At 44.1% G+C, this 13,633-nt stretch carries 13 protein-coding genes and 1 riboswitch; of the genes, 7 read left to right on the top strand and 6 right to left on the bottom strand.

Annotation, left to right across the window (positions count from 1 at the left end; all coding sequences use genetic code 11):
* Nucleotides 1-77: 77 nt before the first annotated feature.
* Together ACHUFM_RS05605 and ACHUFM_RS05600 are read right to left on the bottom strand one after the other, a co-directional pair.
* Nucleotides 78-1,109 carry an ABC transporter substrate-binding protein gene (locus tag ACHUFM_RS05605; RefSeq protein ID WP_394180384.1) on the bottom strand — a complete coding sequence of 344 codons (1,032 nt, stop codon included), beginning with the start codon at nt 1,107-1,109 and terminating at the stop codon, nt 78-80.
* A 192-nt stretch (nt 1,110-1,301) separates the two neighbouring features.
* A complete protein-coding gene (locus ACHUFM_RS05600) occupies nt 1,302-2,318 on the bottom strand; it encodes a LacI family DNA-binding transcriptional regulator (RefSeq protein WP_394180382.1) in 1,017 nt (338 codons plus the stop codon).
* A gap of 413 nt (nt 2,319-2,731) precedes the next feature.
* Here ACHUFM_RS05600 and ACHUFM_RS05595 point away from each other — a divergent pair, with 413 nt between their 5' ends.
* Entirely contained in the window at nt 2,732-3,187 is a 456-nt protein-coding gene (locus ACHUFM_RS05595) for a hypothetical protein (RefSeq protein WP_394180380.1), read from the top strand.
* Nucleotides 3,188-3,198: 11 nt separating this feature from the next.
* Here ACHUFM_RS05595 and ACHUFM_RS05590 read toward each other — a convergent pair whose 3' ends face one another.
* On the bottom strand, nt 3,199-4,005 hold the full coding sequence (locus tag ACHUFM_RS05590; RefSeq protein ID WP_394180378.1) for an ATP-grasp domain-containing protein: 807 nt from the start codon (nt 4,003-4,005) through the stop codon (nt 3,199-3,201).
* Between the two features lie 12 nt (nt 4,006-4,017).
* Between ACHUFM_RS05590 and ACHUFM_RS05585 the strand changes: the two genes are divergently transcribed.
* A complete protein-coding gene (locus ACHUFM_RS05585) occupies nt 4,018-4,182 on the top strand; it encodes a hypothetical protein (RefSeq protein ID WP_394180376.1) in 165 nt (54 codons plus the stop codon).
* 364 nt (nt 4,183-4,546) lie between these two features.
* Here ACHUFM_RS05585 and ACHUFM_RS05580 read toward each other — a convergent pair whose 3' ends face one another.
* Both ACHUFM_RS05580 and rarD read right to left on the bottom strand, forming a co-directional pair.
* Nucleotides 4,547-4,732 (bottom strand): hypothetical protein, encoded by a 186-nt coding sequence (locus ACHUFM_RS05580; RefSeq protein WP_394180374.1) that lies wholly within the window; start codon nt 4,730-4,732, stop codon nt 4,547-4,549.
* A 220-nt stretch (nt 4,733-4,952) separates the two neighbouring features.
* Entirely contained in the window at nt 4,953-5,864 is a 912-nt protein-coding gene (gene rarD, locus ACHUFM_RS05575; RefSeq protein ID WP_394180372.1) for an EamA family transporter RarD, read from the bottom strand.
* A 193-nt stretch (nt 5,865-6,057) separates the two neighbouring features.
* A riboswitch (FMN riboswitch) is annotated at nt 6,058-6,223 on the top strand.
* Between the two features lie 119 nt (nt 6,224-6,342).
* Between rarD and ACHUFM_RS05570 the strand changes: the two genes are divergently transcribed.
* From ACHUFM_RS05570 to ACHUFM_RS05555, 4 genes are all read left to right on the top strand, one after another.
* The gene (locus ACHUFM_RS05570) at nt 6,343-7,278 is read left to right on the top strand and encodes a DMT family transporter (RefSeq protein ID WP_394180370.1); all 936 of its coding nucleotides are present in this window, start codon (nt 6,343-6,345) and stop codon (nt 7,276-7,278) included.
* A gap of 199 nt (nt 7,279-7,477) precedes the next feature.
* Complete coding sequence (locus ACHUFM_RS05565) at nt 7,478-8,680, top strand: MFS transporter (protein WP_394180368.1); 1,203 nt, start codon at nt 7,478-7,480, stop codon at nt 8,678-8,680.
* A 188-nt stretch (nt 8,681-8,868) separates the two neighbouring features.
* Complete coding sequence (locus ACHUFM_RS05560) at nt 8,869-11,019, top strand: FAD-dependent oxidoreductase (RefSeq protein ID WP_394180366.1); 2,151 nt, start codon at nt 8,869-8,871, stop codon at nt 11,017-11,019.
* 4 nt (nt 11,020-11,023) lie between these two features.
* Nucleotides 11,024-11,830 carry a DUF547 domain-containing protein gene (locus ACHUFM_RS05555; protein ID WP_394180364.1) on the top strand — a complete coding sequence of 269 codons (807 nt, stop codon included), beginning with the start codon at nt 11,024-11,026 and terminating at the stop codon, nt 11,828-11,830.
* An 18-nt stretch (nt 11,831-11,848) separates the two neighbouring features.
* Here the strand turns inward: ACHUFM_RS05555 and ACHUFM_RS05550 are convergent, their stop codons facing one another.
* The gene (locus ACHUFM_RS05550; protein WP_394180362.1) at nt 11,849-12,745 is read right to left on the bottom strand and encodes a LysR family transcriptional regulator; all 897 of its coding nucleotides are present in this window, start codon (nt 12,743-12,745) and stop codon (nt 11,849-11,851) included.
* 125 nt (nt 12,746-12,870) lie between these two features.
* Between ACHUFM_RS05550 and ACHUFM_RS05545 the strand changes: the two genes are divergently transcribed.
* The gene (locus ACHUFM_RS05545) at nt 12,871-13,596 is read left to right on the top strand and encodes a sulfite exporter TauE/SafE family protein (protein WP_394180360.1); all 726 of its coding nucleotides are present in this window, start codon (nt 12,871-12,873) and stop codon (nt 13,594-13,596) included.
* The last annotated feature ends 37 nt before the right edge of the window (nt 13,597-13,633 follow it).

Here is a 13,633-nt window from a genome sequence, read left to right as displayed (position 1 = left end):
CTCCAAACAGTAACGTGAGTCTCTGCTGGGAGCTAAGGCCCAGCAGATCTCAGGAAAAACAAGGTTTGTCTGAATGATTAACGTGGCAGGGATTTAATCTCATTATCCCAACGTTGCAGCAAATGTTGGCGCGTGTCCGCAGAGCCGTACTTGGCAAAGTCGTAATCGATCAGTTTTAGAGTATCGAAGTCTGGCGCGCCTGGTGGCGTTGTCGCAGACTTATTGGATGGTACTTGGTAAGCATTGGCCTTTTCTGCCATGGTTTGAATATCTGGGCGTAAGGCAAACTCGGCCCAAACTTTGGCTTCTTTTAGATGGCGAGCACCTTTGACGATACTCATTGAACCTACTTCATAGCCAGTGCCTTCACAAGGTGCGACGGCCTTGACTGGGTAGCCTTTTTTCACTTGTTTTACGATGTCGTGAATAAAAGTAATACCGATAGCTGTCTCGCCATTGGACGCCGCTTTAATCGGTGCCGAGCCGGACTTTGTATATTGGTTAATGTTTTTATGCAGTTGAGCAAGGAAGTCAAAAGCTTGATCCTCTCCCATCATTTGTACAAAGGTTGCTAGAGCCGTGTACGAAGTTCCAGATGAGTTTGGGTTGGCAATTTGCACTTCTCCTTTGTACATCGGCTTGGCTAGATCTTTCCAGCATTGTGGTGCTGGTAATCCTTTGGATTTCAGAATGTCTTCATTGTAGCCAAAGCCCAGCGCGCCAGCATAAACACCAACGGTACGGTAGCCCGAGACTTTAGCTTGATTCTGAGCCCAATCTCGTAGATTTGGAAGGGCTTTGGGCTTGTAAATTTGAGTGAGTTTTTCCGCTGCGGCTTGTAGGTGTGGGTCGCCTGTTCCGCCCCACCAAATATCAATTTTGGGATTTTTAGCTTCGGCACGCAGCTGCGCGTAGGCCTCGCCAGAGCTCTTACGAATAAGAGAGACATCAATACCTGTTTCTGCTTCAAAGCTTGTTTCCATCAAGCTACACCAATCGGTATCTGTGGAACAAAGAACATTTAGCTTGCCTTTTGCCATCGCAGGTGCGGCGCTGAAGGTCGCTGCAGTTGCGATAGCAAGGCTAAGGATATATGGAGAGTTTTTCATTTTTATATTGCCTCCTGATGTTTTTAATAGTTGTGCATACGTATGAACAACTAGGTAAGCATACTAGGCAAATCTTAATAGTGAAAGGTGATTTTCAAAAATAAAACGATTTGGAATAAAAATTCTATTCAGGTCAATAGGTAATAAGATGCCCCATGTATTTAATTTGCTTTATGGGGGGAATTACGTCTCTTAGTGTGCAGCTAGAGTAGAACGGTAGATAAGTTCCGCAGTGATCGTCTGCTTTTTTAGAGCAGATGAAGGGTATTTCAATCGATTAAGCAAGGTTTGTACACTGGCTTTTGCCATGTCAGCGGCTGGCTGTCTAATAGTCGTAAGGTCATAAGATTGGTAGCGTGCGAGTGCAACGTCATCGCAGCCAATAATGCCAATAGACATTAGTTCACTGGTGGATAGTCGTTTCTTTGCCGCATCCAAGAAGCCACAGGCAATATGATCCATACAGAAAAAGAGACCGTCAGCTGGGTTTGTCGCGTTCAGTATTTGCTCGGCAACGTGATAACCTCCGTCGTAATTACCTGTATCACAAAAGACTTCATTTGCATGAATCTGTCCGTTTTGAAGATAAGGCTGTAGATGATTTAAAAAGCCTTTTACGCGCATGATGCTGCTGAAACTTGGGTTTTTGGCGCGCACTACGATAAGCTGTTTTTTTCCCGCTTTAATTAAGGCTTTTGCAGCCATTTCTCCAGCCGTTGCATTGTCTAGATTGACAATGTCTGCATCGTCGGAGTGCTCTGTTCGATTAACTAGCACCACAGGTGTTCCATGCTTGATAAAGGCTTTACCTATCTTCTCACTGGGGGTTCCTGAGGTGATAATGACGCCGCTGAGTTGATATTGCATCAAGCTATGTAAGTCTTCATCTATGGTTTCTCGGTTGGACACGTCCATTACCATAGGGCGTAACCCACTGTTTTGTACTTCGATGATCAGCTTATGTAGGAATTCAGAACGAAAGGGGTCTTCCAATCCCGCTGTGACAAGACCGACAAGATCACTACGCTTTTTAATCATGGTTTGCGCAGCTTTATTGATTTGATAGCCAAGCTGTTCAGCGGCGGCAAAAACACGCTGCCGAGTCGCCACAGAAATTCGACTATTCGAGTCGAAGCTACGTGAAACAGTAGATTGAGATACGCCAGCTAGGGCCGCGACATCAGCAGATGTGGCTGTATGTTTAGTCATGAATTTGCTCTGTTCAATGGTCAATGTCGTTCTTTTATTTACTTTCGTAGTTTACATGACTTAGTTTCAATGTTCGTATTTAAGAATACGAAGTACTAGTTTGAAGTCAAAGTTCGCTGGGAAAAGCACCCTAAGCGCTTGAATAAAAATGCTCCTGAAATTAGTTAGAAAGAAGGTGTTAAGCGTTAAAGCATATTAACTAATTGTTCTATTTGAATTAGTCGGCTCTCTTTTATCTGAGAGACATTTCCCTGTTTTATTCCTCTGTTTATTTTGATTGACTTCAGTCATATTCATTAGCATATTGTGTGGAATGTTTAATTTTATAAACTAGCCTGATGGTTAGGGACCGTCAATCTTTAGCTGTGGTTGTACGAGTTATTATTCCTATAATAATAAAAAGGGACAATACTATGAACATCTGTAAGCGGGGCCTTATTGTTATTTGTTTGTTGTTTTCACCTGTTTTCGTATCAGCTAATGGGTCAGTGAATGAGATAAACTCTTGCCTGGCGCTCACGGAGTTTCTCGATGAAAAAATTGCACTTGAAGTAGAGGTGTATTCTCAATCGCAAATCGACGATATGCGCAAAGGCTTAAACCTCTATGCATACTATTTGAAGCATACGGTTATTAAGACCAAACTATTGGATATGTACGCAGGCAATAAAGTTCAGGCGCAACTGATGTGGAATCTTTTCTATCGTCAAAAAAACACCTTTATCAAGCACCTCAGTCAGCACTATAGTGTTAACAAAATTTCGAGTGATTATTCTGTGGCGTTGAGAAAATGTTTAGTCAAAGCCAAACCTGAACATTCACAAGTTGCGCAGCCTATTGCGAATACTTTAATCCTGATGGGAAAATGACGCTATCTTCACTAGGATGCATCGGTTCGAGTGACCAAATTTACGGTGCTTAAAAGATGCTGTTCATTGAGGTAGCTTAGCAGTTCTTTATTGACGTCATGTTGTAGACCTTTTACCCCTTGGTTGCCAAAAATCCTATTTATCTCAATTACATACGGCGTAGACCCAACCATAGCGATGTCAAAACCAGCGTGATTGATGCCAAGGTGCTGAGCCAAATAGCACACTAAGTCTTGCGCTTCTTTTGGGATCAAGGCAATTTCAACTTGCCCACCTTGGCTGATATTGTTGTGAAACCCTCTTTCCGATTGTAAACGCCAATAGCCATTAACGATTCTATCGCCCACCCAAATGATGCGCATGTCTCTGTCGATCGGTAGATATTCTTGAACATAAAGAACCTCTGTGACCGCCACATAAGCTTTCCAATCTGCATAAGTTTCAATCAAAAAGACCCCATTACCCATGCTACTACGGGGAATTTTAGCCACAAAAGGAGTGAATTTGTCTTGCCATATTTTTTCAGCTTCGTACGGCGTATTAGCCGCAATCAACGTCTCTGGATGATGTTGTGGTGTGACGGCTTGGAAGGTCCGTGTCATTTCCACCTTGTCGTGTCCAATTTGATAAGAGGCAATGCTTGGAAAAATCCTCTTTTTAAGCCCATGGATTAAGGCATTTAATTGCCAATACTGTGGAAACAAGAGCCAATCCGCTTGTTTGATTTCTTCTAAATGATCGTACATGGCATCGGGTTTTATGTAGCGAACATTCGGTAAGTGGAGCGTTCTTAACGCGTCGAAAGAGATGATGTTCATAGAGACTGTTTAATGGCAAAAGAGATCGCGATTGTGGGGCTAAATGAGATAAAAAGAAACAAAAATTTAGCCCCTAAAAAAGGTCAAAAAAACCACCCTTCGCGAGGCGCATATTTCAAAAAAATACCCAATCAAATCAGCAATATACCTGCGCTAATAACGATGAAAACTGGGTAATATAAATTGCCTACCATATCTAATTGACTGTATTTAATCACCATGATCAAGCCTTCTAATGACAGAGCGACGCAAACCGTACCAATAAACCGAGGCAAAGTCCGTCTCAGCAACACAATGAGGTCGTGCTCATTGCCACTGCCATACTCTTTGTTAAGGAAGGTGCGAACAAGTCCTCTTGCCTCAGCATGTGGATAAAAGCCTGTTATTCGAGGCGAGCACCGAATGTGAATAGTTGGCCTATTGTCGAGGTGCTCAACAAAGGATACAGGCTTTTAGACCTTGCCCTGCGGGTCTTTCAGAGAAAACGTCCAACTGCGTTGCGACTCTTTGAAAGGTACCTACATTCCTTCAGAGTCGCGCCTTATTTGACGATTTCTCTGAAAGACTGAGTCTTAGTAGACTTATTCGCACCTTCCTTAATGACCATAGCCAGTTCGAATACTGCAATGGCGATGATGTTGGCGTTGATAATATTGATGAATACTTGAGTTAAGCTCTGACCTTGCAAAAAATGCTGAATGGCTGAAGCAAAGCTTGAGATGACCACTAAACCGGATAATGAAAAGAAAATGGTCGCGAAGGTTTTTTGTACATTGATGTCATGATGTATTTCCTATGTCTAGTTCAAACAACAATAGGGGCTTTTCATAGAATACACAGGGTTGGATGTAGGTTACCGCAGAGCTTCCTTGTTAATGACGCTCTGCGGGCAATCTTGACACTTTACTTTCTAGGGCAAGTGCAAACCGGCCTATCGAGTTTTTACTTTAGATCGGTTCAACGGGCGGGATCGGCTTACGTCGTGAGTGACGTAGGCGGCGAATGGAGTCAAAAATTAACATGGCCAAAGCCGACCAGATTAAAACAAAGGTAATGAGTTTATCTGTGCTGAGCGGTTCGTCATACACAAATACCGCAAGGATAAACATGCCTGTTGGACCAATGTATTGCATGAAGCCTAACGTCGTCATGCTGACACGGTTTGCAGCGGCGGCAAAGCACATCAATGGCACCATAGTCACGGGTCCTGAGATAAACAATAACCAATTTACTGAGGCAGTATTTTCCAGTAAATTTGCGGTTGGGGATGGGCTAAGAATCAGGTAAATGATGGCAATGGGCAGCATGAAACTGGTTTCGATGGCCATACCGGTAAAGCTGTCGACCGCGGCTTTTTTGCGTATTAGGCCATAGATGCCGAATGTGACGGCTAAGACGAGCGCTACCCATGGTAGAGAGCCAAATTGGAACACCTCAAACACTACGGCACAAAAGCACAAGACAACGGCGATTTTTCTAATGGGGTCCAGTTTCTCTTTGAAAAATATGACTCCTAACAGAATGCTGATCAAAGGATTGATGTAATAACCTAAGCTGGCGCTGAGCATTTGATTATTTTGTACTGCCCAGATAAAGGTTCCCCAATTCAAGCCAATTAATAAGGTGGAAGCGAGCATCGACAGGATGATTTTTTTCGATGTCAAAGCGGTTTTGAGTGCTTTGCTGTATCTCAGTAGGAAGATCAGTACAAAGACCAAAATACAGGACCAAATAACGCGATGAGCAAGGATTTCTTGCGCTGGAACAAACGACATTTCTTTAAAATAAATAGGCGCAATGGCCCAAAGAAAGAACGCCGTGAAGGCAAGCATGAGTCCGCTTTTTGAAGATGTTGGCATATTGATATTCCAAATCCTTATTAATAGAGAGGCGAGTGTAGCGGAATATGAAGCACTTCCCTAGTCTTGAAAGTTGTATTTTGTGAATTCCTCCTATAAAGCATGAAATAGTCAGAGCTTTCCTTAATCATAGCGAAGCTATATTGCCTATCTAGAGTGATAAGGTTAAAGTTGGTAGGTAAATTTCATAAACATCGAACTTCGGGGCGGGGCGAAATTCCCCACCGGCGGTGAATTTGAAAGTGATGAGCTTTCAAACAGCCCGCGAGCGCTTGAATGCCATTAATGGGCTTTTAAGGTCAGCAGATCTGGTGTGATTCCAGAGCCGACGGTTACAGTCCGGATGATAGAAGATCGACCAAGGCAAAAGAACCTCCTTAATAGGAGGGTTTTGTGCTGTTGCGTGCTTGCTGGGCGTGCAACTTGGTGTAGTCCGTTTCATCACCCCTGTGCATCTTATTTTTTGGAGAAAGCAAAGATGGCAGGAACATTTTTTATCATGATCGCGTGCTTCACGTGGGCATTGGATACCTTGATTCGTTACCCTTTACTGGGCGCGGGTTATAGCACTCTGCAAATTGTTCTAATTGAACACCTTACGCTGGTTATTTTTATTGCACCCATGTTGTGGCGCTATCGTCATGTCTATCGGCATTTGTCGCGGGTGAGCTTATCTTGTTTGTTTTTTATTGGTGGTGTTGGCTCTGCTATTGGTACGTTGGCCTTTACCGAGGCCTTTCAATACCTAAATCCAACTGTAGTGATCTTATTGCAAAAGCTGCAACCAATTGTGGCTATTATGCTGGCGTTTTGGTTTCTCAAAGAGCGAATTGAAGGGCAGTTTGTGCAGTGGGCGATGGTCATTTTACTTGGCAGTTTTGTAATGATGTGGCCAGACTTACGCCATTTGGACGATGCTCAATGGCATTACTCAAATGATAGTTTGAGCATCATAAAGGGTTACGGATTTACCCTCATTGCTGTCGTGGCTTGGGGTGCTGCAACCGTATGTGGTAAGTATTTATCCCATAAAAATGTGCCAGCGAATGCCATTATGTCAGGGCGCTTTGTGGCCGGTTTATTGGTGTTGGCTCCCTTGGCGTTAGTACAAACAGAGACCTTAGTGAGTATGCAGCTCTCAGATTTAGGCCTGGCGATTCTAATGGCCTTGTTAAGCGGTTTTATCGGCATGTGGTTCTATTACCAAGGCCTAAAAACTGTTCCTGCACAACTTGCCACCTTAGCCGAGCTGTCTTTTCCTGTCTTCGCCGCCGCCATCAATTGGCTATTCCTTGATATGGGTTTAACCGCTTATCAAATCATCGGTGGCTTGATGTTAATTTTGGGCAACATTGGCTTACGTATGAAAGAGCTGCGTAAGACGGAGTTGAACGCAGTTTCCCAAAGAGTCTAAGTGACGTAGCCAAGTGTGGACGACGTACTCAGTCGTGTGAGAAGTATGTCGTCGATAACTTACCTTTCCTTATTTTTTGCAATAATGAGCTAGCCTCATCTGACTTTTTTTTCTAGCTTTGAACTAAAATAGTGCGGTAAATGTTGCCTAAAGGGTCAATTATTTTCAATTTGCCCAGATTCTGTTTATAGGAAATCGAATGTCAAAGATCCAATCCCCCATTACCGTATCGAAAACTCAGTGGTTAGAGGTCATTTTGTTGTGGGTGGCAGGGGTGTCGGCTGCGATGCAGTTTGCCAAGTTTTCCGTATCCTTTGATGCCTTGTTGGCACACTATCAACAAGGTGCAACCTTAACAGGGATGTCGCTTTCTGTGGTGGGTATTGCTGGACTGATCTTTGGTGTATCAGCTGGCATGATCGCCAGTCGCTTTGGCTACTTGAGAGTACTAGTCGGGGCGCTCCTATTAGGTGGAGTCTTGTCGTTTGTCCAATCGACGTTGCCGCCTTTCAATGTGTTATTGGTGACCCGCTTGCTCGAAGGCTTTTCTCAGTTGGGTGTTGTGGTCGCCGCGCCCACTTTAATTGCGAAATTAAGCGCTCCTAAACATAAGTCTTTAACGATGGGGATTTGGGGTACCTTTTTTGGTGTGGCATTTGCCGTGTGCGGTGGCTTAGGTAAGAACATTTTAGATACTCATGGACTGAGTGCAGTGTTCTTAAATCACGGATTTTTGATCACTGGCATGGGCTTGATTTTATTATTAATTTTGAAAAATAATCCCGTATTGGTTCTGCCACCTGTGGCACTGAATCAAGGCAGTGTACTGGCACAAATGTTACGCATCTATCAGAATCCAAGAGCGCTGTTACCAAGCTTGGTCTTTTTGTTTTATACCTGCACTCTAGTGTCCGTTTTAACTTATGTGCCAAGTCTCATTGAAGACAAAACCTTGCATAAAAGCATGTTGGTGATTCTTCCCTTGTTAAGCACGGGGGGCACCTTTCTCGCTGGGGCCATTGCTCAGTATTTGATGCGACCACAACGGGTGGCTTTCATGGCTTATCTTGGTGTGGCATTGGCTAGCGTTAGTTTGTTGGCTGCAGCACATACACCGTGGTTGTTTGCGATTTTACTTGGGGCAATGGTGTTGTGCTTAGGGATGATTCCTGGTGCATCACTGGCGATGATTCCAACATTGGCGCGTAATCCAGCGGAGCAAGCTCAAGGGTATGGGCTGCTGGCTCAGTTTGGTAATCTAGGGGCGACCATTGGACCGCCAAGTTATGCGGCTTTAATGACTGTATTTGGTTTACCTGGCATTGTTGGCTTGGTGCTTTTAGTCTGCGTTTTTGGGGTGTTGTTCTGTCTGTTGGCCAATCGAATCAACGCAAGCGTCTAATCTTTCTCTATTAAGAGAGCCTTACTGCCATGGCAAGGATCGTCTGTCTTTGTCATGGCGAATCAAGCGTTCATTTCCTTTTCTCATTGTTTTTCTATTATTCTGTAAGAATGGTCAGCCTTAGTCAGTCTAATCTGTTAATAATAGAATCAAATTAACGACCTTAATCGGGTGTTGTGGGGTTATGAATGAAGAAAATAGGTTTATTGGTGCTCATTGCCTTATTGGCGGCAGGCTTCTTTTATTTTGATTTGCACCAGTTGTTAACACTGTCTGGCTTAAAATCTGGTTTGGTACAGTTTGAAGAATGGCGCAGTGCCAGCCCGATTCTAGTGGGCGGCGTTTTTCTATTAATGTATGTGTTAGTCACAGCGCTTTCTTTGCCCGGCGCCGCCATCATGACGTTAGCAGCGGGTGCCTTATTTGGCTTAGGCTGGGGGCTGTTGATTGTGTCTTTTGCCAGTTCCATCGGTGCGACGCTGGCTTTTTTAGTATCCCGATACTTGTTGCAGGAGATGGTGCAATCCAAGTTTGGTGATCGTCTTGCGGCGATTAACCAAGGTATTGAAAAAGAGGGCGCGTTTTATCTTTTTACCCTACGTTTGGTGCCAGTTTTCCCTTTCTTCTTAATTAATTTATTGATGGGTTTAACACGTATCCGTGCGTTGACCTTTTTCTGGGTGAGCCAGTTAGGCATGTTTGCGGGGACTCTGGTGTATGTGAACGCAGGCACGCAATTGGGTCAAATTGACAGTCTATCCGGTATTTTATCGCCTTCATTGTTGTTGTCATTTGTGCTTTTGGGTGTGTTTCCTTTGGTTGCCAAAAAGAGCTTGAATTGGTTAAAAGGGCGACGAGTTTACGCGGGCTACTCTAAGCCAAAGACATTTGACCAAAATATGATTGTCATTGGTGCGGGTGCGGGTGGATTGGTAAGTGCTTACATTGCGGCTGCGGTTAAGGCGAAAGTGACGTTGATTGAAGCCCACAAAATGGGCGGCGATTGCTTAAATTATGGTTGTATTCCGAGTAAGGCATTGATCAAAAGCGCGAAGGTAGCAAACCAAATTCGTCATGCTGAGCACTATGGTTTGCAGAGCAGTGAACCAAGCTTTTCGTTTAAACAGGTGATGGCGCGAGTTCAAGATGTAGTGCGCCAAGTGGAACCTCATGACAGTGTGGAGCGTTACACTGAGCTAGGGGTGAATGTGGTTCAAGGTTATGCCAAGTTAATTGACCCTTGGACAGTCGAAATTCAGTTAAACGAGGGCGGTACGCAACGCATGACCGCGCGCAGTATTGTGTTAGCAACTGGGGCTCGACCATTTGTTCCTAAATTAGAAGGCCTTGAAGAGGTTGGGTATTTGACCAGTGATACCTTGTGGGAAGCTTTATCTAAGCGCGATACACCTCCTAAGCGATTGGTGATTCTTGGTGGTGGCCCAATTGGTTGTGAGTTGGCGCAAAGTTTTGCCAGACTCGGGTCTGAAGTGATTCAAATTGAGCGTTCTCAACGTTTAATGGCACGAGAAGATGAAGAGGTCTCTGATCTAGCGGAAGCTTCTTTACGTCAAGATGGCGTGTCGGTTCTGACGTCTCACACGGCGTTGCGTTGTCAGCGTGATGGCGATGTGAAGCGCATTGTCGTGGCGCATGAAGGGGAAGAGCGAGCAATTGAATTTGACGAGCTGATTTGTGCGGTGGGTCGTGAAGCCAGATTAGAAGGCTATGGTTTAGAAAACCTGGGCATCGAAACCAAAGGCACCATTGTCACCAACGATTATTTAGAAACCCTGTACCCAAATATATATGCCGCAGGTGACGTGGCGGGCCCCTATCAATTTACTCATGTGGCGGCGCATCAAGCTTGGTATGCAGCAGTCAATGCCTTGTTCGGTTCGTTAAAACGCTTTCGAGTGGATTACCGAGTTATCCCTTGGACGACTTTCATTGACCCAGAAGTGGCGCGTGTAGGTCTAAGTGAGCAGGAAGCGAAGGCCAAAGGTGTGGCCTACGAAGTGGTGCGTTATGGTTTAGATGATTTAGATCGTGCCATTGCCGATGGGGCGCGTACGGGTTTTGTGAAGGTTTTGACGGTGCCTGGTAAAGACAAAATTTTGGGTGTTACCATTGTTGGTGAGCACGCAGGTGATTTGTTGGCGGAATTTGTCTTAGCCATGAAACACGGTCTTGGATTGAATAAAATTTTGGGCACCATTCACACTTATCCTACTTGGGCGGAAGCCAATAAATATGCTGCTGGAGAATGGAAACGTGCGCATGCTCCAGCCAAAATATTGAGCTGGCTTGAGAAATACCATAGCTGGCGTCGAGGCTAGGCTAATGAAAATTTGGTTGTTGATGGCATCGATCCTGTTTGGTTTCTTCAGTCAGACGCTTAGCGCGGCAGAAGATGGTTTTGACCATAAGGAATGGGATCAACTGCTCAAACTGCATGTGAGGGTGTTACAGGGCGGACAAGCGACACAGGTCGATTATCCGGGTTTTGCTGAACACCAAGTGAGTCTAAGCGCTTACTTGGATCGTTTGTCTGATGTGTCACGTTCACGCTTTGACGCTTGGTCAAGTGAGGAGCAGTTGGCGTTCTTAATCAATGCTTATAATGCTTGGACGGTCGCTTTAATTCTGACGGAATGGCCTGATCTTGAGTCGATTAAAGATCTTGGAAGCCTCTTCCGTTCGCCTTGGTCAAAAGACATCGCGCCTCTTCTGGGTGACACGGTTTCTTTGGATGACATTGAGCATAAGATGATTCGTGACTCGGATCGTTACCAAGATCCACGTATTCATTTTGCGGTCAATTGTGCCAGCATTGGCTGCCCGGCGTTACGGGCTGAAGCCTATCAGGGGCAAACATTAGAGACTCAACTCAATGAACAAACTCGCCTATTTTTATCTGATGTTAGTCGTAATCGACTAGAAAAGGGGGAGTTGAAACTCTCGTCAATCTTCAAATGGTACAAACAAGATTTCGAGAAAGGTTGGTCAGGTTATGCTTCTTTAGCATCGTTTTTGTTGGATTATGCTGCTGAATTGTCATTAGACGCACAGGCCATTCAGGCCTTGAAAAATGGCGATCTGGATATCGTCTATCTAGATTATGATTGGGGTTTGAATGTAACACCTTGATAATACATCTTTTAGATCTTATCTAGACGTAAAAGATCGCATCATTTCCCAGAATAAATTAACTTGGAAGCGATGGGTTTGTTGTCTCAGTCGTACCATGTAAATGGGCACATGATTGCGTGATATGAAATTGTCGACTTCAATAGGGACTAACTGCCCGTTTTCTAATTCAGCAAGAATCATGTGCTTTGGCATCCTCGCCCAACCCATACCATTTAGCAGCAAGCTTTTTTTAACCTGAAAATCGTTCACGTACCAACGTTTCCCTGTGGTTAATACGTGTCTGTGTCCATGGCTGGAACCATCGCTGGCGGTATTAATAACGAGGAGCTGTGGAATGGATTGCAGAGACGTTTGTTTTACCTTGTTGGTGGTGAGGTTAAGCTGTTCAAGCAGACTTGAGCTCATCACCGTAATCATTTCCATTTTATAGAGTTCGAGAAACGAATGACGGTCATCTAAGCCATATCTTGGGCCAATGGAAATGTCACATTTGCCTTTGGCGAGTTTATCTTGCAAGCCGTATAAATGATCTGTTGTGATATCTATGTCGACGTCAGCGTTGTGTTGCTGAAAGGCTTTAACTCGCTCTATACAGTTTTGGTCCAGGCTCATCTGGCTTAAACAAAGGTGCAGTGGTGGCGTTGCGACACCTTTTGCCAAGTCGTGTCCCAAGGAATCCAATTGCGTTACCTGTGACATGAGTTTTTTGCATTGTCTGAAAAAAGCATGCCCCTCCGCAGTTAAGCCGGGGCGGTAACTGTTGCGATCAAACAAGGTAATGTCATATTGGCTTTCCAGAGCTTTAATGGCCGCACTAACACTCGGCTGGGTTTTATGGATGGCTTCAGCCGCAGAACGAAAACTGCCAGTTTCTACCACTGCAATAAAGGCTTTAATTTGATCGATTTTCATAGACTCACCAAGATGATCAGCTTTTCATATCATTATAATAGTAAAACGAAATTATTTATTTTTCATTTTTTGTCTTATCATAATCCCATTAAAGACAGATTAGATCAGATGTGTAGGAGGTTTATATGGACACATCCATAGCGGTATTATTCCTCGCCGGATTAATAACCGGTTTTTCAAAATTTTCGGTTGGTGGTATGGGGCTTTTAGTGCTGCCGATTGTCATGATTGCATTCCCAGGTCCAGAAGCATTAGGGGTATTATTACCTTTGTACATCCTTACGGATTTGATGGCGGTATCGAGTTATAAAAGTAAGATCGCGTGGTCAGTGTTGGCGCGATTTTTACCCTTGGCGTTTATTGGTGTCATCATCGCCAGTCATTTTTTGGCCAGCATTAATGCGGATCAGTTTATTGGTTTTCTAGGTTTCACTATCATTGCAATGATTGCCTTAGGCTTGTATTTGGATGTGCGACCCGCATCTTTTATGCGTCGCCCATGGGCAGCTTATTCTATGGGTTTTTTTGGTGGAGTCGTGAGTATGATTGCTAACGCGGCGGGACCATTGTTTAGCTTATTTCTACTAGAGCAAAAACTCGATAAAAATACCTATGTAAGTACAAGAGCTTGGGCTTTCTTCATTATCAATTTATTGAAACTGCCTCTCTACATTGGATTGGGCTTGCTTACGGTTAACAGTGCTGAAACCAGTTTGTATGCGATTCCAGGTTTATTAGTCGGGTCTTTCATTGGCTATCAATTTCTCAAAAAGGTGCAGCCAACTCAGTTCAAATGGTTAATTCGAATCATGTCTACCGTTGCGGCGTTTAAGCTGTTTCTCTTTACTTAGTTTTTGATTTAGTACAAAAACCATACAAAAAAGCCTC

Origin of the sequence: Marinomonas posidonica, assembly GCF_043643765.1 — a bacterium.
GTDB lineage: Bacteria > Pseudomonadota > Gammaproteobacteria > Pseudomonadales > Marinomonadaceae > Marinomonas > Marinomonas posidonica_A.
Note: the sequence above shows the minus strand (reverse complement) of the source record. Positions and strands in the feature narration are given on the sequence as shown.

Coding starts and splice junctions, on each gene's coding strand:
- ACHUFM_RS05595 (WP_394180380.1), top strand. CDS start 2,732: ATGAACATCTGTAAGCGGGGCCTTATTGTTATTTGTTTGTTGTTTTCA.
- rarD (WP_394180372.1), bottom strand. CDS start 5,864: ATGCCAACATCTTCAAAAAGCGGACTCATGCTTGCCTTCACGGCGTTC.
- ACHUFM_RS05585 (WP_394180376.1), top strand. CDS start 4,018: ATGGCAAAAGAGATCGCGATTGTGGGGCTAAATGAGATAAAAAGAAAC.
- ACHUFM_RS05600 (WP_394180382.1), bottom strand. CDS start 2,318: ATGACTAAACATACAGCCACATCTGCTGATGTCGCGGCCCTAGCTGGC.
- ACHUFM_RS05555 (WP_394180364.1), top strand. CDS start 11,024: ATGAAAATTTGGTTGTTGATGGCATCGATCCTGTTTGGTTTCTTCAGT.
- ACHUFM_RS05550 (WP_394180362.1), bottom strand. CDS start 12,745: ATGAAAATCGATCAAATTAAAGCCTTTATTGCAGTGGTAGAAACTGGC.
- ACHUFM_RS05565 (WP_394180368.1), top strand. CDS start 7,478: ATGTCAAAGATCCAATCCCCCATTACCGTATCGAAAACTCAGTGGTTA.
- ACHUFM_RS05590 (WP_394180378.1), bottom strand. CDS start 4,005: ATGAACATCATCTCTTTCGACGCGTTAAGAACGCTCCACTTACCGAAT.
- ACHUFM_RS05605 (WP_394180384.1), bottom strand. CDS start 1,109: ATGAAAAACTCTCCATATATCCTTAGCCTTGCTATCGCAACTGCAGCG.
- ACHUFM_RS05560 (WP_394180366.1), top strand. CDS start 8,869: ATGAAGAAAATAGGTTTATTGGTGCTCATTGCCTTATTGGCGGCAGGC.
- ACHUFM_RS05570 (WP_394180370.1), top strand. CDS start 6,343: ATGGCAGGAACATTTTTTATCATGATCGCGTGCTTCACGTGGGCATTG.
- ACHUFM_RS05545 (WP_394180360.1), top strand. CDS start 12,871: ATGGACACATCCATAGCGGTATTATTCCTCGCCGGATTAATAACCGGT.